The sequence below is a fragment of the Massilia sp. ZL223 genome (genome assembly GCF_018119395.1).
GTDB lineage: Bacteria > Pseudomonadota > Gammaproteobacteria > Burkholderiales > Burkholderiaceae_D > Telluria.
The window spans coordinates 1-22,538 of the sequence record NZ_JAGPWD010000003.1 but is presented as its reverse complement, the minus strand read 5'-3'; the positions used below and the strand labels follow the sequence as shown (position 1 = coordinate 22,538).

The 22,538-nt window shown below is 63.9% G+C and carries 23 protein-coding genes and 1 pseudogene; 4 read left to right on the top strand and 20 right to left on the bottom strand.

Annotation, left to right across the window (positions count from 1 at the left end; genetic code table 11):
* Window positions 1–31: 31 nt before the first annotated feature.
* From fabF to KBW95_RS02840, 8 genes are all read right to left on the bottom strand, one after another.
* The gene (gene fabF, locus KBW95_RS02875) at window positions 32–1,279 is read right to left on the bottom strand and encodes a beta-ketoacyl-ACP synthase II (protein ID WP_211523125.1); all 1,248 of its coding nucleotides are present in this window, start codon (window positions 1,277–1,279) and stop codon (window positions 32–34) included.
* Window positions 1,280–1,310: 31 nt separating this feature from the next.
* On the bottom strand, window positions 1,311–1,550 hold the full coding sequence (gene acpP / locus KBW95_RS02870) for an acyl carrier protein (RefSeq protein WP_020653257.1): 240 nt from the start codon (window positions 1,548–1,550) through the stop codon (window positions 1,311–1,313).
* A 170-nt stretch (window positions 1,551–1,720) separates the two neighbouring features.
* Window positions 1,721–2,458 carry a 3-oxoacyl-ACP reductase FabG gene (gene fabG, locus KBW95_RS02865; RefSeq protein WP_373888751.1) on the bottom strand — a complete coding sequence of 246 codons (738 nt, stop codon included), beginning with the start codon at window positions 2,456–2,458 and terminating at the stop codon, window positions 1,721–1,723.
* A gap of 30 nt (window positions 2,459–2,488) precedes the next feature.
* On the bottom strand, window positions 2,489–3,427 hold the full coding sequence (gene fabD, locus KBW95_RS02860) for an ACP S-malonyltransferase (RefSeq protein ID WP_211523123.1): 939 nt from the start codon (window positions 3,425–3,427) through the stop codon (window positions 2,489–2,491).
* A gap of 25 nt (window positions 3,428–3,452) precedes the next feature.
* On the bottom strand, window positions 3,453–4,439 hold the full coding sequence (locus KBW95_RS02855; RefSeq protein WP_211523122.1) for a beta-ketoacyl-ACP synthase III: 987 nt from the start codon (window positions 4,437–4,439) through the stop codon (window positions 3,453–3,455).
* Between the two features lie 37 nt (window positions 4,440–4,476).
* Entirely contained in the window at window positions 4,477–5,499 is a 1,023-nt protein-coding gene (gene plsX, locus KBW95_RS02850; RefSeq protein WP_211523121.1) for a phosphate acyltransferase PlsX, read from the bottom strand.
* A 209-nt stretch (window positions 5,500–5,708) separates the two neighbouring features.
* Complete coding sequence (gene rpmF, locus KBW95_RS02845) at window positions 5,709–5,891, bottom strand: 50S ribosomal protein L32 (protein ID WP_005666806.1); 183 nt, start codon at window positions 5,889–5,891, stop codon at window positions 5,709–5,711.
* 225 nt (window positions 5,892–6,116) lie between these two features.
* Window positions 6,117–6,614, bottom strand: coding sequence for a DUF177 domain-containing protein (locus tag KBW95_RS02840; RefSeq protein ID WP_211523120.1), 498 nt, complete (start codon window positions 6,612–6,614; stop codon window positions 6,117–6,119).
* 181 nt (window positions 6,615–6,795) lie between these two features.
* Between KBW95_RS02840 and KBW95_RS02835 the strand changes: the two genes are divergently transcribed.
* Window positions 6,796–7,401 (top strand): Maf-like protein, encoded by a 606-nt coding sequence (locus KBW95_RS02835; RefSeq protein ID WP_211527441.1) that lies wholly within the window; start codon window positions 6,796–6,798, stop codon window positions 7,399–7,401.
* Between the two features lie 20 nt (window positions 7,402–7,421).
* The gene (locus KBW95_RS02830; protein WP_211523118.1) at window positions 7,422–8,171 is read left to right on the top strand and encodes an SAM-dependent methyltransferase; all 750 of its coding nucleotides are present in this window, start codon (window positions 7,422–7,424) and stop codon (window positions 8,169–8,171) included.
* Between the two features lie 132 nt (window positions 8,172–8,303).
* Here the strand turns inward: KBW95_RS02830 and KBW95_RS02825 are convergent, their stop codons facing one another.
* The 8 genes from KBW95_RS02825 to aceA form a co-directional block, all read right to left on the bottom strand.
* Window positions 8,304–9,569, bottom strand: coding sequence for an EAL and HDOD domain-containing protein (locus KBW95_RS02825; RefSeq protein WP_211523117.1), 1,266 nt, complete (start codon window positions 9,567–9,569; stop codon window positions 8,304–8,306).
* A 139-nt stretch (window positions 9,570–9,708) separates the two neighbouring features.
* Complete coding sequence (gene rlmJ / locus KBW95_RS02820) at window positions 9,709–10,896, bottom strand: 23S rRNA (adenine(2030)-N(6))-methyltransferase RlmJ (protein WP_229429505.1); 1,188 nt, start codon at window positions 10,894–10,896, stop codon at window positions 9,709–9,711.
* A 180-nt stretch (window positions 10,897–11,076) separates the two neighbouring features.
* Window positions 11,077–11,778: a hypothetical protein gene (locus KBW95_RS02815; RefSeq protein ID WP_211523116.1), complete on the bottom strand. Its 702-nt coding sequence runs from the start codon at window positions 11,776–11,778 to the stop codon at window positions 11,077–11,079.
* Window positions 11,778–12,227: a hypothetical protein gene (locus KBW95_RS02810; protein ID WP_211523115.1), complete on the bottom strand. Its 450-nt coding sequence runs from the start codon at window positions 12,225–12,227 to the stop codon at window positions 11,778–11,780. The genes KBW95_RS02815 and KBW95_RS02810 overlap by 1 nt, the downstream gene beginning before the upstream one ends.
* Complete coding sequence (locus KBW95_RS02805) at window positions 12,228–13,385, bottom strand: hypothetical protein (RefSeq protein ID WP_211523114.1); 1,158 nt, start codon at window positions 13,383–13,385, stop codon at window positions 12,228–12,230.
* A complete protein-coding gene (locus tag KBW95_RS02800) occupies window positions 13,366–13,998 on the bottom strand; it encodes a penicillin-binding protein activator LpoB (protein ID WP_211523113.1) in 633 nt (210 codons plus the stop codon). The genes KBW95_RS02805 and KBW95_RS02800 overlap by 20 nt, the downstream gene beginning before the upstream one ends.
* 10 nt (window positions 13,999–14,008) lie before the next feature.
* Window positions 14,009–14,521, bottom strand: a complete 513-nt coding sequence (locus tag KBW95_RS02795; RefSeq protein WP_211523112.1) for a hypothetical protein — start codon at window positions 14,519–14,521, stop codon at window positions 14,009–14,011.
* Window positions 14,522–14,758: 237 nt separating this feature from the next.
* Entirely contained in the window at window positions 14,759–16,057 is a 1,299-nt protein-coding gene (gene aceA, locus KBW95_RS02790) for an isocitrate lyase (RefSeq protein ID WP_211523111.1), read from the bottom strand.
* A 423-nt stretch (window positions 16,058–16,480) separates the two neighbouring features.
* On the opposite strand from aceA, the gene KBW95_RS02785 reads away from it, so the two are divergent.
* Both KBW95_RS02785 and KBW95_RS24500 read left to right on the top strand, forming a co-directional pair.
* Window positions 16,481–17,278, top strand: coding sequence for a PEP-CTERM sorting domain-containing protein (locus KBW95_RS02785; RefSeq protein ID WP_211527440.1), 798 nt, complete (start codon window positions 16,481–16,483; stop codon window positions 17,276–17,278).
* Window positions 17,279–17,514: 236 nt separating this feature from the next.
* Window positions 17,515–18,090 carry a PEP-CTERM sorting domain-containing protein gene (locus KBW95_RS24500; protein ID WP_229429504.1) on the top strand — a complete coding sequence of 192 codons (576 nt, stop codon included), beginning with the start codon at window positions 17,515–17,517 and terminating at the stop codon, window positions 18,088–18,090.
* A gap of 43 nt (window positions 18,091–18,133) precedes the next feature.
* Here KBW95_RS24500 and clpB read toward each other — a convergent pair whose 3' ends face one another.
* The 4 genes and pseudogenes from clpB to KBW95_RS24850 all read right to left on the bottom strand — a co-directional run.
* Complete coding sequence (clpB, locus tag KBW95_RS02775) at window positions 18,134–20,743, bottom strand: ATP-dependent chaperone ClpB (protein ID WP_211523109.1); 2,610 nt, start codon at window positions 20,741–20,743, stop codon at window positions 18,134–18,136.
* 100 nt (window positions 20,744–20,843) lie between these two features.
* Window positions 20,844–21,269 (bottom strand): inner membrane protein YiaA, encoded by a 426-nt coding sequence (yiaA, locus tag KBW95_RS02770; protein WP_211523108.1) that lies wholly within the window; start codon window positions 21,267–21,269, stop codon window positions 20,844–20,846.
* A 228-nt stretch (window positions 21,270–21,497) separates the two neighbouring features.
* Window positions 21,498–21,869: a hypothetical protein gene (locus KBW95_RS02765; protein ID WP_211523107.1), complete on the bottom strand. Its 372-nt coding sequence runs from the start codon at window positions 21,867–21,869 to the stop codon at window positions 21,498–21,500.
* Window positions 21,870–21,877: 8 nt separating this feature from the next.
* Window positions 21,878–22,225, bottom strand: a pseudogene (locus tag KBW95_RS24850) (hypothetical protein); the annotation flags it as partial.
* Window positions 22,226–22,538 lie beyond the last annotated feature (313 nt).

Sequence of the window (22,538 nt, the reverse complement as noted above, 5' to 3'; positions counted from 1 at the left end):
TTAGACAAGGGATGGGCGTGGTGAGTTCAGCTTAGACTTTAGCGAACACGAGGGTACCGTTGGTACCGCCGAAACCGAACGAGTTCTTGACCGCGTAGTTGATCTGCATCTCGCGCGCCGTGTTGGCGCAGAAGTCCAGGTCGCATTCCGGATCCTGGTTGAAGATATTGATCGTCGGCGGCGAGACCTGGTTGTGGATGGCCAGGACGGTGAACACCGATTCCAGGCCGCCCGCGCCACCCAGCAGGTGACCGGTCATCGACTTGGTCGAGTTCACGACCATGTTTTTCGCCTGGTCGCCGAAGACGCGCTTGATGCCGCGCACTTCAGCCACGTCGCCCAGCGGCGTCGAGGTGCCGTGCGCGTTCACGTACTGCACCTGGTCCGGGTTGATCTCGGCGTTCTTCAGCGCCGTGACCATGCAGCGCGCCGCGCCACTGCCATCCTCGACCGGCGAGGTGATGTGGTTGGCGTCCGCGCTCATGCCGAAGCCGATGACTTCCGCATAGATCCTGGCGCCGCGCTTGACGGCGTGCTCGTACTCTTCCAGCACCATGACGCCGGCGCCCTCGCCCAGCACGAAGCCGTCGCGGTCCTTGTCCCACGGACGGGACGCGGTGGTCGGATCTTCGTTGCGGGTCGACAGCGCGCGCGCCGAGGCGAAACCGCCAAGGCCCAGCGGCGAGACGGTCGACTCGGCGCCGCCGGCGATCATCACGTCGGCGTCGCCGTACTCGATCAGGCGGGCCGCCGCGCCGATGCAGTGCAGGCCGGTGGTGCAGGCGGTGACGATCGCCAGGTTCGGGCCGCGCAGGCCGAATTTGATCGAGAGATCGCCCGAGATCATGTTGATGATCGAGGCCGGCACGAAGAACGGCGAGATGCGGCGCGGGCCCTTGGCCGTGTACTCTTCCTTGGTGGCTTCGATCATCGGCAGGCCGCCGATACCCGAACCGATGGTCACGCCGATACGGTCCGCGTTCTCCTCGGTGACTTCCAGTCCCGAATCCTGCAGGGCCTGGATGCCGGCTGCCATGCCGTAATGGATAAAGCTATCCATGTGACGGCCTTCCTTGCCCGGCAGGTAGTCCTCGACAACGAAGTTCTTCACTTCGCCCGCGAAACGGGTGCTGAACTGCGACGCGTCGAACTTGGTGATGTTGGCAATGCCCGACTTACCTGCCAGGGCCGCGCTCCACGCCTCGGCAATGGTGTTGCCGATCGGTGAAATACAGCCCAGGCCAGTAACGACGACACGGCGGTTGCGTGAACGGCTCAAGCGATTCTCCCAAAAACTTTAAAGCAGCAGCTTAGGCCTTGACGTGCGCGGTTGCGTAGTCGATTGCCTGCTTGACGGTGGTGATCTTCTCAGCCTGTTCGTCAGGGATTTCCATCTCGAACTCGTCTTCCAGTGCCATCACCAGTTCCACGGTGTCCAGCGAGTCAGCGCCGAGGTCGTCAACGAACGAGGATTCGATTTTGATGTCTGCTTCGGCAACGCCCAGTTGCTCAGCGACGATTTTTTTAACGCGTTGTTCGATATCCGACATGTTTTGGCTCCATTAAGGTATGTGTTGCGGAAAGTGCGCGCATTTTATCAGGTTTGCGCCTTGAAAAACTATTTTCGGCGATTGCTGCTAATTCGTCCGAATTTCCTGCTAAAAGATGGGAATGAACCGGCTTTTTGCAAGCGAATGCTCAAAAGCCGGACATTAGCACATCAATTCATGTACATGCCGCCATTCACGTGCAGCTCGGTACCGGTGATATAAGCGGCTTGCGGACCGGCCAGGAAGGCGACCGCATGGGCGATGTCTTCCGGCTTGCCCAGGCGGCCCAGCGGGATCTGGCCCAGCAGCGCGGCGTGCTGGTCGTCGCCCAGCGCCTTGGTCATGTCGGTGTCGATGAAGCCCGGCGCGACGCAGTTGACGGTGATGTTGCGGCTGCCGATCTCGCGCGCCAGGGCGCGGGTCATGCCGGCCACGCCGGCCTTGGCGGCGGCGTAGTTCATCTGGCCCGGGTTGCCGGACGCGCCGACCACCGAGGTGATGTTGATGATGCGGCCGTGCTTGGCCTTCATCATCCCGCGCAGCACCAGGCGCGACAGGCGGCCGACCGAGGTCAGGTTGGTGGCGACCACGCTGTCCCACTCCTCGTCCTTCATGCGCATGGCCAGGTTGTCCTGGGTGATGCCGGCGTTGTTGACCAGGATCGACAGGCTGCCGAAGCTCTTCTGCACTTCGTCCACGACTTCGCCGCAGCGCGCCGCATCGGTCACGTTCAGGACCACGCCCTTGCCGCCGAATTCGCCCAGGTATTCGGTGATGGCCTGTGCGCCGGATTCGGTGGTGGCGGTGCCGACCACTTTCGCGCCCTGGCGCGCCAGTTCCAGCGCGATGGCCTTGCCGATGCCGCGCGATGCGCCGGTCACGAGGGCGACTTGGTTCTCCAGATTCATCTCTTTCATCCTCTTCTTATGAAATAGGGTTTATGCCTGCTGCAGGGAGGCCAGCACGCGCTCGAGCGAGGCCTGGTCGACCAGGGCTTCGCCCACCAGCACCGGGTCGATGCGCTTGGCCATGCCGATCAGGGTCTTGCTCGGGGCGCATTCGATGACCTGGGTGACACCCTCGGCAGCCATCTTCTGCATGGTCTCGACCCAGCGCACCGGGCCGGCGGCCTGGCGCACCAGGGCGTCCTTGATCTGTTCCGGGTCCTTCAGCACGGCGACGTCGACGTTGTTGATGACCTCGATCTGCGGCGCCGAGAAGCTCAGCTTGCCCATGTACTCGCGCAGGCGGTCCGATGCGGGCTTGAGCAGCGACGAGTGGAACGGCGCCGACACGGCCAGCTTCATGGCGCGCTTGGCGCCCTTGGCCTTGGCGATCTCGCAGGCGCGCTCGACGGCCGCGGTGTGGCCGGCGATGACAATCTGGGTCGGCTCGTTGAAGTTGACGGCTTCGACCACTTCACCTTGCGCCGCCTCGGCGCAGACAGCGCGCACGTCGTCGGCCAGCAGGCCGAGGATGACGGCCATGCCGCCCTGCCCCACCGGCACCGCATCCTGCATCGATTGCGCGCGGAAGCGCACCAGCGGCACGGCGTCCTTGAACGGGATCACGCCGGCGGCCACCAGGGCCGAGTATTCGCCCAGGCTGTGGCCTGCCACGACCGCGGGGGCCGGGCCGCCGGCCGCGATCCAGGCGCGGTAGACGGCGACGGCGGCGGTCAGCATGACCGGCTGGGTATTGGTGGTGAGGTCGAGGTCTTCCTTCGGGCCTTCGGCGATCAGGCGGCCAAGGTCGAAGCCCAGGGCGTCCGATGCTTCGGCCACGGTCTGCTCGACGACCGGGTTGCCGGCGAAGCCGTTCAGCATGCCGACTGCCTGGGCGCCCTGGCCCGTGAACAGGAATGCGAATTTGCTCATCTTCTTATTGTCCTTATCGATTTGGTTACATGCGCACCAGGGCCGCGCCCCAGGTGAAGCCGCCGCCCACGCCTTCCATGAGGACGTTCTGGCCCGGCTTGATGCGGCCGTCGCGCACGGCCTGGTCCAGCGCCAGCGGGATCGAGGCGGCCGAGGTGTTGCCATGTTCGCCGACCGTCACGACCATCTTTTCCATGGGCAGGTCGAGCTTCTTGGCGGTGCCCTTCATGATGCGCAGGTTGGCCTGGTGCGGCACCAGCCAGTCGATGTCCGAAGGACGCATCTGCGCCTGCTCCAGCACTTCGTGGGCCACTTCCTCGAGCACGGTAACGGCCAGCTTGAACACCGCCGGGCCGTCCATGTACAGGAAGCCGCTGCCGGCGATCGCGCCCTGGGCCAGGTTGCCCGGGACCGACAGGATATGCGAGTGGCGGCCGTCGGCGTGCAGCTTGGAGGCCAGCACGCCCGGTTCGCTCGAGGCTTCCATCACGATGGCGCCGGCGCCATCGCCGAACAGCACGCAGGTGGTGCGGTCCGAGAAGTCGAGGATGCGCGAGAAGATCTCGGCGCCGATCACCAGCACGGTCTTGTGCATGCCCGAGCGGATGAAGGCGTCGGCGGTCGAGACCGCGTAGACGAAACCGCTGCACACGGCCTGCACGTCGAAGGCGGCGCTGTTGTTCTCCATGCCGAGCTTCTGCTGCACGATGCAGGCGGTGCTGGGGAAGCTGCCGTGGAAGTCGGGGGTGGAGCTGGCGACGATCACCAGGTCGACGTCGGACGGCTGCTTGCCGGCCATCTCGAGCGCCTTGCGCGCGGCCTTGACGGCCAGGTCGGACGAGTTCTCGGTGGCGTCCGCATAGTGGCGCGCCTCGATGCCGCTGCGGGTCACGATCCACTCGTGCGAGGTCTCGATGCCCTTCTCGGCCAGCTGGGCCGCGAGTTCGTCGTTCGTGACGCGCTTGGCCGGCAGATAGCTGCCGGTGCCGGTGATTTTGCTGAATACGGTCATTGCTCCACCATCCTGCTAGTTGAGTGAACGCGGCTGGTCAAGCCTGGCGTTCAGGGTCCTGAGAGGGCATCAGTTCGGCGATCAGGGCCGACAGCTGCTCTTGTACGTTGTGCGCGGCGGCCTCGTAGGCACGCTTGAGCGCCCATTCGAAAGCATAGGCGTTGGCGCCGCCATGGCTCTTGAACACCAGGCCCTTCAGGCCCAGCAGCCCGGCGCCGTTGTAGCGCTCGGGATTCAGCTTCTTGAGCGCGCCGCGCGCCAGCACCGCGCCGGCCATCGACAACACGCTCTGCTTGAAGACCGACTTGACGAAGCGCGACATGCCTTCGATGGCCTTCAGGGTGACATTGCCGACGAAACCGTCGCAGACTACCACGTCCGTGGTGCCCTTGAAGATATCGTTGCCTTCGACATTGCCGTAGAAATTGAGTTTACCGCGCTCGTGGTCGGCGCGCAGCAGCGCACCGGTGGCCTTGACCACGTCGTTGCCCTTGATGTCCTCGGTGCCCACGTTGAGCAGGCCGATGGTCGGGCGCTCGATGCCTTCGATGGCCGAGCACAGCACCGAGCCCATGATGGCGAACTGGTGCAGGTGGTCCGGCTCGCAGTCGACGTTGGCGCCGAGGTCGAGCATGTAGGTGGGGCCGTTCTTCTGGTTCGGCACGATCGAGCAGATCGCCGGGCGGTCGACGCCGGCCATGGTCTTGAGCACGTAGCGCGAGACGGCCATCAGGGCGCCGGTATTGCCGGCCGAGACGCAGGCATTGGCGCTGCCGTCCTTGACCAGCTCGATCGCCACGCGCATCGACGAATCCTTCTTGCGGCGCAGCGCCACTTCGACCGGATCGTCCATGGCGACCACTTCGGTCGCGTGCTTGAGCGAGATGCGCGGATGGGTGTCCGCACCGGATTTCTTGAGCTCCTGGCGCAGCAGGTCTTCGTTGCCGACCAGGATAAGTTCGGCGTCAGCTTGCTTTTTTAGAAAGGAGATGGCTGCCGGGATCGTCACAGAGGGGCCGTGATCGCCGCCCATGCAGTCAATGGAAATTTTAATTGTCATTTGTCGGGAAGTTGCCGCGAATTACGCACAGCGAGCGGCAAGATGGGATCGGGGCGTGGCGCTGGGCCGGCCGGAGTCCGCGCGATAGTAAATGACGGTGTGCAAGCTTGGATTGCAGCCGATTACTGGATGAGTCATAAAGAAAAAGCGGCGCCACGCAAATAACATACGTTGCACCGCTTTCATGGTACTGAAAGACAAGACGTCGATTACTCGTCGTTCTTGGTCTTCAGGACTTTGCGACCACGGTAGAAGCCGTTCGGGCTGATGTGGTGACGCAGGTGGGTCTCGCCGGTGGTCGGCTCGACTGCCAGGTTCGGCGCGGTCAGGAAATCGTGCGAACGGTGCATGCCGCGCTTCGAAGGGGACTTCTTATTCTGTTGAACTGCCATGATGACTCCTAATACATAAGTTCTAAAATTCTAACACATTCGACTTGCAAATACATGCGCATCGAGTATCCCACCGGCAATTCTTAGGAATAATTCTCCGTGAATGCCGACATGTTTTAACGCTGCCTACATCTACTGCCTACTGCCATACTCGACTGCTGCACGCGTTTGACACGTTCTTTCGTCGTACTGCCTTTTACTGCGGTACTACAAATTCTGTACTGATCACTCTGACTTGAGATTCTTGAGGCCGGCGAACGGCGAAACCTTTTCGGTCTTCAGGCTGTCCAGGAGCTTGGTGTCCGGACAGACATCGTGTTTCGGTGCCTGCGGCAGGGCCAGCAGGGCTTCATCTTCGAGCAGCTCGCGCACGTCGCAGGCGTGGCTGCCGACGATCACGTCGATACTCTCGTCGTCGAGGATTTCCTCGATCTGGTCGGCTTCCTCGTCGTCCTTGCCGAGCACCAGCATGGTGGACGAATCGATCTCGTAGCTAAAGGGCTGCAGGCAACGCTGGCACACCAGCTGCACCGGACCAGCCACCGACAGGGTCATCGAGGGGTAGCCCTGGCGGGTCTGGCCTCCCTGGATGGACCAGCGGATCTCGCCACTCTTGTCGGCGCAATCGGCTGCCAGACGGGGCATGTCCGCCACGGGCGTCACGCCTTCGCGCTGCCCGCTATTCCGACAAAACTCAAAAGCGTCGATGACAAAAGCGCTCATTTGGAAGGTTCCCCGGAAAACCTGCGATAATAACAGGCTTCTCGCTGCAGAGTCAAAAACTTGCACAGTTTTTTGCCTGTTTCGGAGGCAGCTGTTGCAGCGAGCTCGGCATTCATCAGATTTGCTTGTCGGGAACTAGCTATCTATCTGTTTTACTTATGGTTTTCCCTTCAAGGCCGACATGATACCAAGTTCTGCGCCCGCGCGCCTCATTCTTGCTTCGAGCTCCGCCTACCGGCGCGAATTGCTGTCCCGCCTGGGCCTGCCTTTCGAGGCCATCGCGCCGCAACTCGACGAGACGCCCCTGCCCGGCGAAGCGCCGCAGGAGACCGCCCTGCGCCTGGCGCGCGAGAAGGCGGCCGCGGTGGCGGCCCTTCATCCGGGCGCGCTGGTGATCGGTTCGGACCAGGTGGCGACCCTCGACGGGCTGCAGATCGGCAAGCCGGGCGACCATGCGCGCGCCCTGGCCCAGCTGCAGCTGATGCGCGGGCGCCAGGTGGTGTTTCATACGGCGTTGTGCCTGTGGGATGGCCGGACGGACGAGCCCGCCCAGGTCGAGAATGTGCAGGTGTTCGTCACCTTCCGCGACCTGCCGGACGAGGAGCTGGACGCCTACCTGCGCATCGAGCAGCCCTACGACTGCGCCGGCAGCGCCAAGAACGAAGGCCTGGGCATCGCCCTGCTCGAACGCATCGATTCCACCGACCCGACCGCCCTCACCGGCCTGCCCCTGATCGCCCTGACCGGCATGCTGCGCCGCGCCGGCGTGCGTTTCTTCGGCACCTGACCTCTCTATATAGTGTATTTATGGCTGGCACGCTTTTTCTGATTCCCAATACCCTCGGCCCGGTCGACGCCGCTCCCGGCGCCTTGGCCACCCTGCTTCCGACCCAGGTGCAGGCCGTCACGTCCCGTCTCGACTATTTCGTGGCCGAGAACGCCAAGACGGCGCGCGCCTTCCTCAAGCTGGTGGCGATCGATCATCCGCTCGCCCGGCCGCTGCAGGAGATCCAGATCGCCGAGCTGAACGTGAACACGCCGGCGCAGGCCCTGAACCAGCTGCTGGCGCCGCTGCTGGCAGGGCGCGATGCGGGGCTGGTGTCCGAAGCCGGGGTGCCGGCGGTGGCCGATCCGGGAGCGGACCTGGTGCGCCTGGCGCACCAGCACGGGATTCCGGTGCGGCCGCTGGTCGGGCCGTCCTCGCTGCTGCTGGCCGTGATGGCCAGCGGGCTGAATGGGCAGAGCTTCGCGTTCAATGGCTATCTGCCGACCGACGCCGCGCAGCGCACCAAGCGGATCCAGCAGCTGGAGCAGCGCTCGCGCAGCGAGAAGCAGACCCAGTTGTTTATCGAGACGCCGTACCGGAATGGGCAGATGCTGGAGGCGCTGGTGACGACGTGCCAGCCGGGGACGCTCGTTTGCGTGGCGACGGATCTGACGCTTGCCAGCGAGTCGGTGAAGACATTGACGGCGGCGAAGTGGAAGGCGCAGCTGGCTAGTGGGAAGGCGCCGGAGTTTCATAAGAAGCCGACGGTGTTTTTGCTGCTGGGGCAATAAAGCTTGAGCTAGGGGCTGCTCAACGAACTGAGGTTCCGGCCTCCGCCGGAACGACGGCTCAAGCTTAAGTGGCAAGCTCAGGCACGTCGTTCCGGCGAAGGCCGGAACCCAAGTTTGCCTGCAGGCCGATAACTAGTGCACCTCGTGGGTCAGCTCGCGCACCCAGTTAAACGCCGCCAGCTCGATCTCCCGAATCTCGGGCACCGTCAGTCCCACGCGCCTGAGCGCCGCCGCCAGCTTGCGCCCGCAATCGGCCGCCTCCAGCAACTCGGCCACGCGCAGCATGGTCCCGAAATCCCCTTCCCGGTCCAGCAGCGCCGCGCGCACGTCGTCGGCCACCTCGACATTGTCGAGAATATCCGCCATCGGCACCGAGAACAGCGCATCCGCCAGCGACATGATGCCCACCGTGAACGCCCGGTCCGCGCTGGCCGTGTCGCCCGGCCGCACATGCAGGGTCATCATCTCCAGCAGCTTGCCGCGCGTGGTCGCCAGCAGCAGCAGCGGCGAATCCAGGTCCACCTGCCCGGCCGAGGTATAGACCAGGATCTGCAGCCAGCGCGACAGCTGGCGCCGCCCCAGCTGGCTGAGCGCCTGCGACAGCGACTCGATCTGGGGCCCCGGGGCCGCGCGGCTGTTCACCAGGCGCAGCAGGTTCAGGCTGATCAGCGCGTCGCGCTTCACCGCCGCTTCGATGGCCTGGCTGTCCGCATTCGAATTGACCAGCTCCAGCAGGCGCAGGATGCCCATCTCCGAAGGGGTGATCTTCTTGCCGGTCAGGATAGCCGGACGGGCGAAGTAATAGCCCTGGAAGTATTCGAAGCCCAGCTCCATGCACAGGCGGAACTCGTCCAGGGTCTCGACTTTTTCCGCCAGCAGTTTCTTGCCCGTGCCCTTGAGCGAATCCGCCAGGCGCGCCAGCTCTTCGGGCGCGAGGCCCTTGACGTCGACCTTGATCACGTCCACCAGGGCGACCAGCTTGTCTAGCTCGGCCGAGTGCTCGACCACGTCGTCGACCGCGAACTTGAAACCCAGCTCCTTCAGCTCGGCGACCCGCGCCAGCAGCTGCTCGGTGGGCTCCACCGTTTCGAGAATCTCGAGAATGACTTTATGGGCCGGCAGGAAGCGCACGAAGTCGCTCATCAGGACGACTTCGTCGACGTTGACGAAGGCCAGCTGCTCGCCCACCACCTGCTCCATGCCGAGCTGGGAGGCGTGCGAGATCACCGCGGCGGTCGCGGCGGCGCCATCGGTCAGCTTGGCATCGTCGTCCTCGCCGGCTGCACGGAACAGCAGCTCGAAGGCGACCAGGTGCTGGTCGCGGCCGAGAATGGGTTGGCGGGCGAGGAAAAAATCGTTGGACGGCACGGAAACCGCTGCCGTCGGGTCGGCATGCATCAAATACTCCTGGGTAACTACTAGATCACCAATGCGACACGATGCGCCGCATGGGGCGGAGGTCGGACTCTCCGCCCATCTTGACTATACTACAAAAATGTCGACGTTAGCATTTCGACATCGTATCAAGATGTTACCGCTAGCTGCGCCCGCCCTGGCGCGGACCTTTGCGAGGGCCGGGGGACGGACCGCGCGGCGCATCGCCCCTGGCGGGACGCGCACCAGCGCCCTGGGGCCGGCGGCCTTCGGTCGACGGACGGCCTTCGGTGGATGGGCCGCGTTCGCCCGCGGCGCGCGGCGGGCGGGCGGCGCCCTCCTCGCGGCCCGGCATGCTCTGGCCCGGCAGGCGCAAGCTGCCCTTGCCCGACAGCGGGCTGGCGCGGCGCGCATTGCCTACCGGCGCGCGCGGTGCGTCACCCACCAGGCGGCCGGCGGCGGCGCCCGTCACTTGCGTGCCTTTTTCGATGGTGAAGCGGGCGCCGGCATCCTTGCCCAGCACGCGCACCAGATAGGGCATCACTTCGCGCAGCATCGGCTCCAGCGTATAGGGCGGATTCAGGATGAACATGCCGCTGCTGTGCAGGCCAGTTCCGTCCGGGGTCGGGGTGCGGGTGGTCAGGGTGACGTTCAGCCACTCCTTGGCCGGCAGGCGCTTGAGGCGGTCGGCGAACTGGCGCGATTCCATGCGCTGCAGCACCGGGTACCAGATCGCGTAGATACCGCTCGGGAACTTGCCCAGCGCTTCGTCGAGGGCGTCGCGTACGCGCCGGTAGTCGTCCTTGATCTCGTAGGGCGGATCGATCAGCACCAGGGCGCGGCGCGAAGGCGGCGGCAGCAGTGCCTTGAGGCTGTTGAAACCGTCGCCGTGCTCGATGATCACGCGCCGGCCGCGCGCACGCTCGCCCTGCTCCGCCTTGTGCGCTTCCAGGCGGCGGAAATTCTCGCTCAGGATCCTGTGGTCGGAAGGATGCAGCTCGAACAGGCGCAGGCGGTCCTGCTCGCGCGCCACCTGCTCGGCCACATAGGGCGAGCCCGGGTAGTAGCGCATCTTGCCGCTCGGGTTCATGCCTTTCACCAGGTCGAGATAGGCCGCCAGCGGGGCCGGCACGTCGGTGCAGGACCACAGCGGGCCGATGCCGGTCTCGTATTCGCTGCTCTTGGTGGCCTGCGCGCTGTCGAGCGCGTACACGCCGGCGCCCGAGTGGGTGTCGATATAGGTGTAGGCGGCGTCCTTCTGGTTCATGTACAGGTGGAGCTGGACCTGGACGAAATGCTTCAGGACGTCGGCGTGATTGCCCGCATGGAAGGCGTGGCGGTAGCTCAGCATGGGCTGGAATTCCTCGAGAAAATGGTTGCCGCATTAAGGACAGCGGCGCGATGGGCGCCATTATCCACTACAAACGGGGTGGGCACGGAAATGGATGAGGTCTAAGCCGCCCTGCGGACAAATAAAAAGGCCGCGGCAGTGAGCCGCGGCCTTGTACTTCCCCGAAGGGAAACGGTCCTGTCAGGCGACCGAGTAATGCATCAGGCGGCGCACCAGCGAACGCACGGCGCGGTCGATGGCGGCCTGGTTGCCCAGGTTGTCCACCGGCAGGCGCACGTTGGCGGTCAGGTCGCCGTTATGGATGTCCTTGAGGACGCCCACCAGCTCCCACTGGCCGTTCAGCACCAGCAGTTCGACTTCGAACACGAAGCGCGCCGACTTCTTGAGCGAGGCGTACTCGATGTCGCCGCCGCGGCCGCTGGCCGACTCTTTACGGTGCAGGACCTTGCCGTCCAGCACGCGCAGGCTCTGGCGCTTCAGTTCCGCTTCCAGCGCGTTCTGGAACAGCTGGGCGAACTGCGACACCGGGCGCGCGGCCTGGGCCGTGTTGCGCTCGAAGCCGACGGTCAGCTTGCGGTTTTCTTCCTTGCCCTGGGCCTTGGTGGTCTCTTCGACCAGCAGGCGTTCACGGCCTTGCCAGCCCGGCGGCAGCTGGTCCAGCTTGCGGTCGAAATAGACCACCATGGCCGGACGGCGCTGGCCGACATACCACTGCTGGAAGCTGCCCGCGCCCGGGGTGTCCGCGATCACGGCGGTTTCGGCCGGATCGGTGTAGCCCTGCACGGCGGCGCCGGCCGGGGCCAGCGCATTCGGCGCGGTCAGGTTCTGCGCGCCGGCGCCGGCGGCGATGCCGATCAGCGCGGCAAACATCAGACGGCGCATCAGCGGGCCTCCCGCACTTCGACGTAGTAGTGCGCAACCTGGGCGGCGCCGATCGACGACTCCTGGTAGCTGCCGATGCCGTTGCCGTCCAGGTGGACGCGGGTCCAGGCCGACGGCTTCTCGGTCGGCGCGAAGCCGTTGTCGAAGAAGCTGGTGCGCGCTTCGATCACTTGCGGGTGGTCGGTGCGGTTGCGGATCTGGACGATCACGTTCAGGGTGCCGGTCGGATTGCGGCGCGCGCCCTGGCGTTCGATGGCGATCTTGCCGTTCTTGGTGTTCTGCAGGACCTTGTCGATGATGACGACCTGGTCGTACATCACGGTCGCGGTCGGCGCCATGGCGTCGTTGACGCGCGCGCCCAGCTGGGCGCCTTCCGGCGACACGGTCGGGCAGCCGGTCAGGAGCACTGCGGCCAGGCCGGCAGCGGCGATGTTGAGGGTGTTTTTCATTTAATTGTTCCTAGTCTTGATCCAGACCACGCCGTTGCCCTTCTTGTCGATCCATTTCTGGATGCGCAGGGAATCGGCGGGGACTTGCTGGCCGTTCTCGTCGAACAGCTTGATGGTCACGTTCTCGGGCAGGCCCTGGTGCTGGACGGCGCCGATGTGCAGCGTTTCCGGCAGGTTGTTCCAGTAGCGCACGTCGGCACGCGGCTTGACGTTGACCGCGACCAGCGAGGCGATCGCGCCCACTGCCGCGACCGCGCCCAGCGCACGGCCGCCGCCGCCGCCGTTGGCCGCCGCGATCACGCTGCCTTCCGAGGCGATGGCGCCGAAGGTCTCGCCGATCGCGCTGGCGGTGTTCTGGAACGCCACCTTGCCTTCGATCAGGCGGTCGACCGGGCGTCCGCCGCGGGTGCTGGCCTGGAAGAACACGTCCTCGGCCAGCGCTACTTGCTGCGGCTTGCCGTCGAACTCGATCTTGAGGCTGCGTTCCGGCATGCGCTTGGCCTTGCGGTACACGATCTCGTGGTTGCCGACACCGTCGCCGACCTTGCGCGGCGCGCCGCCGAGCTCGGCGACCACCAGCAGGTTGGCGCCGGCGGCCGGCGCAGCGAACTGCGGACGCAGGCGCGCCACCTCGGCGTAGGTGTCCTTCGCCATGCCGGCTTCGCCGTTCGCCTGGCTGCTCCAGCCTTCCAGGATCATCAGCGCCGCGAAGTCGCTGCGGTGCTGCTGTTCCTCGGCGAAGGCATCCTGCAGGATGCCGCCGCGGAAGGATGCGCGCGCGTTCTCGTAGTCGCCCTCGGCCAGGTACAGCATGCCGCGGTAGTAGTAGGCCATGGCGCGCTCGTAGGGCTCGCCCTTGTAGTCCTTGGCGCCCTCTTCGTACCACAGCGAGCGCGCCTTGGCGGCGTTCTCGGTGTTGGCGAACATGCCTTCGATGCTCGCCAGCGCGCCGTCGAACAGCTCGGACGCTTCCGCGGTCTTGCCTTCGGACATGGCGGCCACGCCGGCCTGCAGGGTGTGCAGGGTCGCGTCCTTGGCCGGCGCGCTTTTCAGGCGCGCTGCCTCGGACGCGTAATCGGCCTGGGCGGCGCCCGGCACACCGAGTGCCAGGGCCACTGCCAGGACGATGCTGCTCCGCTTAGCGGTACAGGACGTCATCCTGGGCTTCCTTCTTGAACTCGAACATGCCGCTCCAGGCGATGGTCTCGTACTCCAGGTCGATCAGCTCGAAGCTGATCTGGTGGTAGCGCGACAGGGTGCCGGTACGGGCCGAGTTGGCATCCAGCGAGGTGATGCGGCCGCCGAGACGGAAGTCCGCGCCAGCCTTGGCCTTGGTGCTGCGGATGGTGCCGCGGTCGGTTTCGCCGCTGCGCTTGGCTTCGCGTTCCTTCGAAACCATGTCGCCGTAGTGACGGGCGACGAACACCAGGCGGCCCTGGGCAGCGCGGTTCAGTTCGATGCGCAGGCGGTCGGTGATCAGGTTCTTGTTCACGCGCGACGAGCTGTCGTTGGCGAAGTATTCCGAATCGATGATGATGCGCGGCGGCGTGGTGCGGCCGGCGATGGCCGGGTTCGACAGGATGTCGCGCACCATCTTGTCGGTGCTCGACACGATGTCCTGCGCTTCCATGCCGACGCCGGCGACCTGGGTCGAGGTGGTGCTCACGTCCTGGTAGACCACGCGGCTGCCCGCGCTGTTGTTCAGGTTCGAGGTGGCGCAGCCGCTCAGGGCCAGCACGGCGGCCAGGGCCGCGATGTACGTCGTTTTCATCGGTGTTTCCTTACTTGCCGCGCGAGGCGTTGATGATCGCCTGGTAGTAGGTGGTCTTCAGTTCCGGGTAGATTTCCTGGGTCAGCTTCAGGGCTTCGGCGAAATCCTTGTGGGTCGAGTTCTTGGCGTACATGTAGACGGCCAGGTCGTTGACCGAGTTGAACGAGATGTCCGAGTTGGCGCGGATGAACTCTTCGCCGCCGACCATCTTCAGGGCGATCGCACGGCCGGCGCTTTCGCCGACAGCCTGGCCCAGGAAGCCGCCGATGAACGGGATGTTTTCAGCCACTTTCTGGCCGGCCTGGGCGCCCAGGAAGCCGCCGATGCTGGCGCCGGCGCTGGCGTTGCGGCCCTTCTCCACCCAGGCGGCCACGGTGCCGTCTTCGGTGAACGGCGACATGTACTTGCCGCTGTTGCCCACGATCGGGGTCGGTGCGGTGATCAGGTTCGGTGCGGCGATGCGCGGAGCACTCGCGCAAGCGGTGAGGACGAGTGCGAACAGCAGGGCGGAGATTTTTTTCATGATTTTCAGGACCTTGGTGGTTTTGGAATCCGGCCCCGTCGTTGCAGGGCCATGTTTATGAAGTGGTGCGGATCACCAGTTAGTGAAGTGGTATTACAAACAGACAATTGCTTGCAGAGACGAAATTTACAGGTGCGTAGCATGAAAATCAACAGCTGTTGCCCGATTGACACACACAAAAAAACGCGCGCCGAAGCACGCGTTGCTACAGAGCATGAACGTTCTAGAAACTAGAATTTACGCAACCTTTTTTTCGTCGAAGAATTGTTCGTCTTCGGTCGATCCGTGCAGCGCGGTGGTCGAGCTCTGGTTCTGCTGGATGGTCTGGGTGACCGCGTCGAAGTAGCCGGTGCCGACCTCGCGCTGGTGCTTGACCGCGGTGAAGCCGCGTTCGGCGGCGGCGAATTCCGCTTCCTGCAGCTCCACGAAGGCCGACATGCCGCGCCGCGCATAGCCGTGGGCCAGGTTGAACATGCCATAATTCAGGGCGTGGAAGCCGGCCAGGGTGATGAACTGGAACTTGTAGCCCATGGCGCCCAGTTCGCGCTGGAACTTGGCGATGGTGGCGTCGTCCAGATTCTTCTTCCAGTTGAAGGACGGCGAGCAGTTATAGGCCAGCATCTTGCCCGGGAACCTGGCGTGGATGGCTTCGGCGAACTGCTTGGCGTAGTTCAGGTCCGGCTTGCCGGTTTCGCACCACACCAGGTCGGCGTAAGGCGCGTAGGCCAGGCCGCGCGAGATGGCCTGCTCCAGGCCCGGGCGCACGCGGAAGAAGCCCTCGACGGTACGCTCGCCGGTGCAGAACGGGCGGTCGTTGTCGTCGACGTCCGAGGTCAGGAGGTCGGCCGCTTCGGCGTCGGTGCGGGCGATGACCAGGGTCGGGGCGCCCATCACGTCGGCGGCCAGGCGCGCGGCGTTGAGCTTTTCGACGGCTTCGCGGGTCGGGACCAGCACCTTGCCGCCCATGTGGCCGCATTTCTTGACCGAGGCCAGCTGGTCTTCGAAGTGCACGCCGGCGGCACCCGCCTCGATCATGGATTTCATCAGCTCGAAGGCGTTCAGCACGCCGCCGAAACCGGCTTCGGCGTCGGCCACGATCGGGGCGAAGTAATCGATCTCGTCCTTGCCTTCGGACCACTGGATCTGGTCGGCGCGCTGGAAAGTGTTGTTGATGCGGCGGACCACGTTCGGCACCGAGTTGGCCGGGTACAGCGACTGGTCCGGATACATTTCGCCGGCCAGGTTGGCGTCGCCCGCCACCTGCCAGCCGGACAGGTAGATAGCTTTCAGGCCAGCCTTCACCTGCTGCATCGCCTGGTTGCCGGTCAGTGCGCCCAGGGCGTGCACATAGGCTTCGTTGTTGACCAAGTCCCAGAGCTTTTCCGCGCCGCGCTTGGCCAGGGTGTGTTCGATCTGCAGCGAGCCGCGCAGGCGCACGACGTCGGCCGCGGTGTAATTGCGGGTCACGCCTTTCCAGCGCGGATTGCTGTCCCAGTCCTGCTGCAATTGGCTGATCTGCTGTTCACGGGTTGCCATGCTAGTTCTCCTCAAGATAAACACCATTCGATTGCTGAAAGCGAGTCCGTTGGAGAAATCATAGAGCGGTTTGTGCGCAGCACAATCACTCTTATATAAGACATGAAGCCAAAATTTTTTCCAGCGATATCAAACACTTGGGACGCACATATCATGATGCGGAATAAAATTTCTCCCCATGAGAACTAAAGCGAGCTCGGCTTTCATGAGTATCCCGCCATACGAAACGTCATATCTGCATCATGAAATAACGACTTTAATTTCTAATTGGAAATTGATTTGTGGCATAGGGATTTCCTGCGAACATTCTTCCAGTAAATATTTGTTGTATTTAGGTATTTTATGTTGACTATATGAACTTAAACCCTCAGCATCTCGCTTGCAGTCTTAACAACGAGAAACGCCAACAGGCCAATAAGCATCATGATTTCTACCACCCTGCGCTGGACGGCGCTTTCCCTCTTCCTCGCCTCCGGCATGAGCGCAGCCAGCGCCAGCGTCATCACGACCGACATGGGGGTCACCTTTACGAGCACCTATAGCGGCAATGTGCTGAAGATCGAAATCGATGCGAAGAACCGCAGCGGCGGCTGGCAGGACGCGGTCGTCATCGATGCGCTAGCCATCAAGGGCATCGGCAACGTGTCGAGTGCGAGCCTGGAAACGCCTACCGGGATCGCATGGAACATGAACCGCGCCGAGCTGAAGGCCGCCGGCTGCCCGGCGTCGAACGGCCGCGGCCGCCGCGCCTCCGCCTCGCTCGACAAGCTGTGCTTCGAAGGTGAAGGCATTGCACTGACCGACAACATGGTCTTCACCTTCAACCTGGCCGGCAGCGCGCTCAATCTCGATACGCCGCACCTGAAAGTGCGCTTCCTCGATGCCCGCGGCAAGAAGGAAGGCAGCCTGCTGTCGGATACCTTCGTGTTCAGTGCGGATTCGAATACCGCGTCAGACACGGGCAGCGGTACGGGCACGGGCTCGGGCGCGGATACGAGCGCAGGCGATGGCAAAGCCACTCCTGGCGCGGTGGACGAGGGCCTGCATCCGGGCTCTATCGACGGCGGCAACACGCTGCCGGTCGACACCGGCTCCGGCTCGGGGGAACAGTCCGGCGAACAAGCGCATGCCGAGGTGCCGGAGCCCGCAGCGCTAGGCCTGCTGGGCCTGGGCCTGGCCGCGATGGGCCTGGCATCACGCCGCCGCAAGCCGCGCGCATGAGCCAGGGCGGCACGCCGCCCCTCCACGAAACGGACCCGCCATGGGTCCGTTTTCCTTTGTGCCCTCCTCCACCGGCCCGGTTCGCCGCAACGGCTGAACTGAGCCATCCGTGATTCAGCTAACAGAACCCCCTTCCCAAACGCAATAGGCTGAGCCCAGCGTACTCAACAGTGCGCCGGTCCAGGCCGTTCGCAGGACGCGAAGGCGGGGACTGTCACCTTTACGAGGAGAGCAAGTTGAAAACCACACTCATCAAAGCAGCTGCCGTCCTGCTGGCCGCAGGCGCCATCCTGCCGGCCAGCGCCGGATCCCTCACCTACCAGGGCGTCACCTTCACGTCCTCCTGGACCGACAATGTGCTGACCCTGGAAATCGACGCCGCCAATCCGACCGGCGACTGGGCCAGTGCGACCTCGCTCGGCGCCCTGCAGCTGAAGGACATCGGCAGCTTCTCGAACGTGAGCCTGACTTCGGCGCCGGGCGCGGCGGGCGACTGGACCCTGTCGTCGAAGGAGCTGAATGCCAACGGCTGCGCGGGCGGCGGCCATGCCGGCTTTGGCCTGTGCTATTCGGGCGACCGCATCGCCCTGAGCGACGACATGGTGTTCCAGTTCACCTTCGCCGGCGGCGCGCAGGACCTGGAGTCGCCGCACCTGAAGGTGAACTTCTTCGGCGAGGGCGATCGCAAGGTGGGCAGCCTGCTGTCGCAGGCGATCGCGCCGGTGCCGGAGCCGCAGACCTATGCGATGCTGGGCGGCGGCCTGGCGCTGCTGGGCTTCATGGCGCGCCGCCGCAAGCAGACGCAGGCCTGAGCCAGGACCGCGCAATGAAAAAGGCGCCTTGCGGCGCCTTTCCTTATTTTGCCAGCTCGACCGCCGGCTGCTCCCCGAACACCAGCTGCCCGCCGCGCACGCGCACGGGGATGGTGTCCTTCGGCCCGAACTTGCCGGCCAGGATAGCCTTGGACAGCGGGTTCTCGATCTGCTGCTGGATCGCGCGCTTGAGCGGACGCGCGCCATACACCGGGTCGTAACCTGCTTCCGCGATCTTCTGCAGCGCTTCGTCGTCGATGTCGAGCGCCATCTCCATCTTGGCCAGGCGCTCTTCCAGGTTGTGCAGCTGGATCTTGGCGATCGCGCCGATGTTCTTCTCGTCGAGCGCATGGAACACCACGATCTCGTCGATCCGGTTGATGAACTCCGGTCGGAAGTGCCCGCGCACCTCGGCCATCACGGCCAACTTCACCACCGCCGGATCGTCGCTGTCCATCGACTGGATCTTGTGCGAACCCAGGTTCGAGGTCATCACGATCACCGTGTTCTTGAAGTCGACGGTGCGGCCCTGGCCGTCGGTCATGCGGCCGTCGTCGAGCGCCTGCAGCAGGACGTTGAACACGTCCGGGTGCGCCTTCTCGATCTCGTCCAGCAGGATCACGCTATAGGGCTTGCGGCGCACGGCTTCGGTGAGATAGCCGCCCTCCTCGTAGCCCACATAGCCCGGCGGCGCGCCGATCAGGCGTGCCACCGAATGCTTCTCCATGAACTCGCTCATGTCGATGCGGATCAGCGCTTCCTCGGTATCGAACAGGAAGGCGGCCAGCGCCTTGCACAGCTCGGTCTTGCCGACGCCGGTCGGGCCCAGGAACATGAAGGAACCATAGGGCTTGTTCGGATCGGCCAGGCCGGCGCGCGAACGGCGGATGGCGTCGGACACGGCTTCGATCGCCTCGTCCTGGCCCACCACGCGCTCGTGCAGCTTCTCTTCGATGTGCAGCAGCTTGTCGCGCTCGCCCTGCATCATGCGCGACACCGGGATGCCGGTCGCGCGCGAGACCACCTCGGCGATTTCCTCGGCCCCGACCTGGGTGCGCAGCAGCTTGGGCTGCGCGCTCTCGGCTTCGGCGCCGGCGGCTTCCTCGGCCTTCTTCAGCTGGGCTTCCAGTTCCGGCAGGCGGCCGTACTGGAGCTCGGAGACCTGCTGCCAGTTGCTCTGGCGCTTGGCCTCTTCCATCTGGTGGCGGATGCGCTCGATCTCTTCCTTGATGTGGGTGGTGCCCTGCACCGCCGCTTTCTCGGCCTTGAGGATCTCCTCGTAGTCGTTGTACTCGCGTTCCAGGCGCGCGATCTCTTCGTCCAGCAGCTCGAGGCGGCGCATCGAGGCCTCGTCGGTCTCCTTGCGCACGGCTTCGCGCTCGATCTTCAGCTGGATCAGGCGGCGCTCGAGGCGGTCCATGACTTCCGGCTTGGAGTCGATCTCGATCTTGATCTTGGCCGCCGCCTCGTCGATCAGGTCGATCGCCTTGTCGGGCAGGAAGCGGTCGCTGATGTAGCGGTGCGAGAGCTCGGCCGCGGCGATGATGGCCGGGTCGGTGATCTCGACCTTGTGGTGCAGCTCGTACTTCTCCTGCAGGCCGCGCAGGATGGCGATGGTCGCCTCCACGCTCGGCTCGTCGACCATGATCTTCTGGAACCGGCGCTCCAGCGCTGCGTCCTTCTCGACGTACTTGCGGTACTCGTCGAGGGTGGTCGCGCCCACGCAATGCAGCTCGCCGCGCGCCAGCGCGGGCTTGAGCATATTGCCCGCGTCCATCGCGCCCTCGGCCTTGCCGGCGCCGACCATGGTGTGGATCTCGTCGATGAAGACGATGGTCTGGCCCTCGTCCTGGGCCAGCTCCTTCAGCACTGACTTCAGGCGCTCTTCGAACTCGCCGCGGTACTTGGCGCCCGCCAGCAGGGCCGCCATGTCGAGCGAGAGCACGCGCTTGCCCTTGAGCGAATCGGGCACCTCGCCATTGACGATGCGCTGCGCCAGGCCTTCGACGATGGCGGTCTTGCCCACGCCAGGCTCGCCGATCAGCACCGGGTTGTTCTTGCTGCGGCGCTGCAGGACCTGGATCGCGCGGCGGATCTCGTCGTCGCGGCCGATCACCGGGTCGAGCTTGCCCATGCGGGCGCGCTCGGTCAGGTCGAGGGTGTATTTTTTCAGCGCTTCGCGCTGGCCTTCGGCATCCTGCGAATTCACGGATTCGCCGCCGCGCACGGCCTGGATCGCCGATTCGAGCGCCTTCTTCGCCAGGCCGTGCTCGCGCGCCAGGCGGCCGGCGTCCGACTTGTCTTCCGTCAGCGCCAGCAGCACCATCTCCGACGAGAGGAACTGGTCGCCGCGCTTCTGCGATTCGCGGTCCGCGAGGTTGAGCAGGGACACCAGCTCGCGCCCGACCTGCACGTCGCCGCCGGTGCCCGAGACCTTGGGCAGGCGTTCGAAGGCGGACTTCAGCGCGTTGGTCAGGGCGCCGACGTTGACGCCGGCGCGCTGCAGCAGCGAGCGCGCGCCGCCGTCGTCCTGGTTCAGCAGGGCCGCCAGCAGGTGGAGAGGTTCGATGTACTGGTTATCGTTGCCGACCGCCAGGCTCTGGGCATCCGCCAGCGCTTCCTGAAGCTTGGTCGTCAGTTTGTCTTGCCGCATGGTATTGCTCCCTAGTGGTGTTCTTTGACTAAGGAGAAAAATAGGGACGGCTGACTACTTTTCAAGATGCACAACGCTCAGCCGTTTGGGGCATGAGGCTTCAGGACTGGACGGGCATGGCGTCGGCCGTCGGCCGGACGGCTTTCAGGTCGCGCACGTTCTTCTGGACCGCGATGACGGCGAACAGCGCCATCACATAGGCGATCGCGTAGAAGCCTTTTTCACTGCGCGCCAAGGTGGCATTCCACAACCCGACCGTCGTCAGGAGCGCCGCACTGATCAGGGACAGCCAGCACAGGCCGACGTACAAGCCGGTGACGGGCATACTCTCCGCCTTGTCGCGCAGGGTCTTCTGCAAGGAAATGGCGGCGAACAGACCGTATAACAGCAAGGTCAGGTAATAGCCTTTTTCGTTAAGCTGCATGTCGGCGTTCCACAAACCCGTCAGGTAGCCTGCGGCGCCGATCAGCAAGGCGCCCCAGGAGGCGCCGACGAAAGCAGGGGTTGGTCGTTGTGCGTGGTACATGGTGAACTCCGGAAGTTGTCCCGCCCAGACTGTGCCACGCTGGCAGCCCGTTGAAATTGATGCGCCACAGAAATATCTGGTTGGCTGAGTCAAATCATCCGCTGAGCGCCTCCAGGTCACAAAGCCGGCCGGCACATGATTAGCGAGCCGAACAAGTACCATTTGGTCGAGCGGGTTCCCGGAACCGATGCCATGGTGTGCGACGGCGAGTGAAACGGCGCGTTTGCCTTAGCAAATACTCCCTCGAATGCCCTTCCCTGTTCTGAGGTCGAAACCGAAATTGCATTCGTACTCGCCTTCTTTCGAACGGCTGCATAACAGGTTTCGTTTATCCTGCCAACGCATGCGAATGCCACTACCTTCAGTGCAGACGTCGTGCTTGTCAGGACCGATTGCGTCGAACAGCTCTTTAGCGAGCTGGCCGTTGATGGAAAAGGCGATCTTCTTGTCCCCCATGGTCGGTGGTCGTGGCTCGCTGAGTTCGCCCCCATAGATCCAATACGTCCCAGAAAACTTCTTGTACGGTTCCTCCTGATCGCCGGCGAACGCCAGACTGGAGGTCAGGAATTGAAGAAACAGCATTGCAAGCAATTGCCGCATGGAAGACCCTATCGGATGAGTTCTACGTGGAAATGATTGTCGTGGTCGGGAGCGCGACGGACGTTCGGAATGGTCGGGTCATTGAATAACACGCGGTTGACCAACGGGTGCCGGACAAAGAGGGAGATGAGTCTTGTTGTGGCCGCACGGTCGTAGCCAGGGTCGAGATATTTGCAAGCGAGCTCCTTCCCGTCGACACGAAGGGGCCTGACGTCGACTTCAAGACCAAGTCTGTGGGAATGATGCGGCTTGAACTGCGGTCCATTCGCTTTGCTGAAATTTCCAATGCCAAACTTTCGCTTGTCTATCTGGCACCATTCCGTCGCGATAGCCAGCAGGAGAGTAATCATCTTCGGATGGGCGTACTGTCCGCGTCCTCCTGAAGGCTGCCATAGGTATAGTAGCCGCCACCTTCGAACCGCTGAGGAAGAATAAAGAACCCCCGGTCGTCTTTGACAGGAATATTCGCCATGTAAGCCCCTTCACTAGAAACGGTCCATCCTACGATCCTCTTCCGAAACCAAGAAGAGTGACCTGCGGCCGCACAGTAAATATTCGATGAAATATCAAAAGCCACCGGCTGTCATCGGGGGCAGGCGAAAGGAAAGGCGCTGTCACCGTTGAGTGTTGAAGATGCCAATCGCCGCTCGCAAGAGAGCGTCAGGCGAA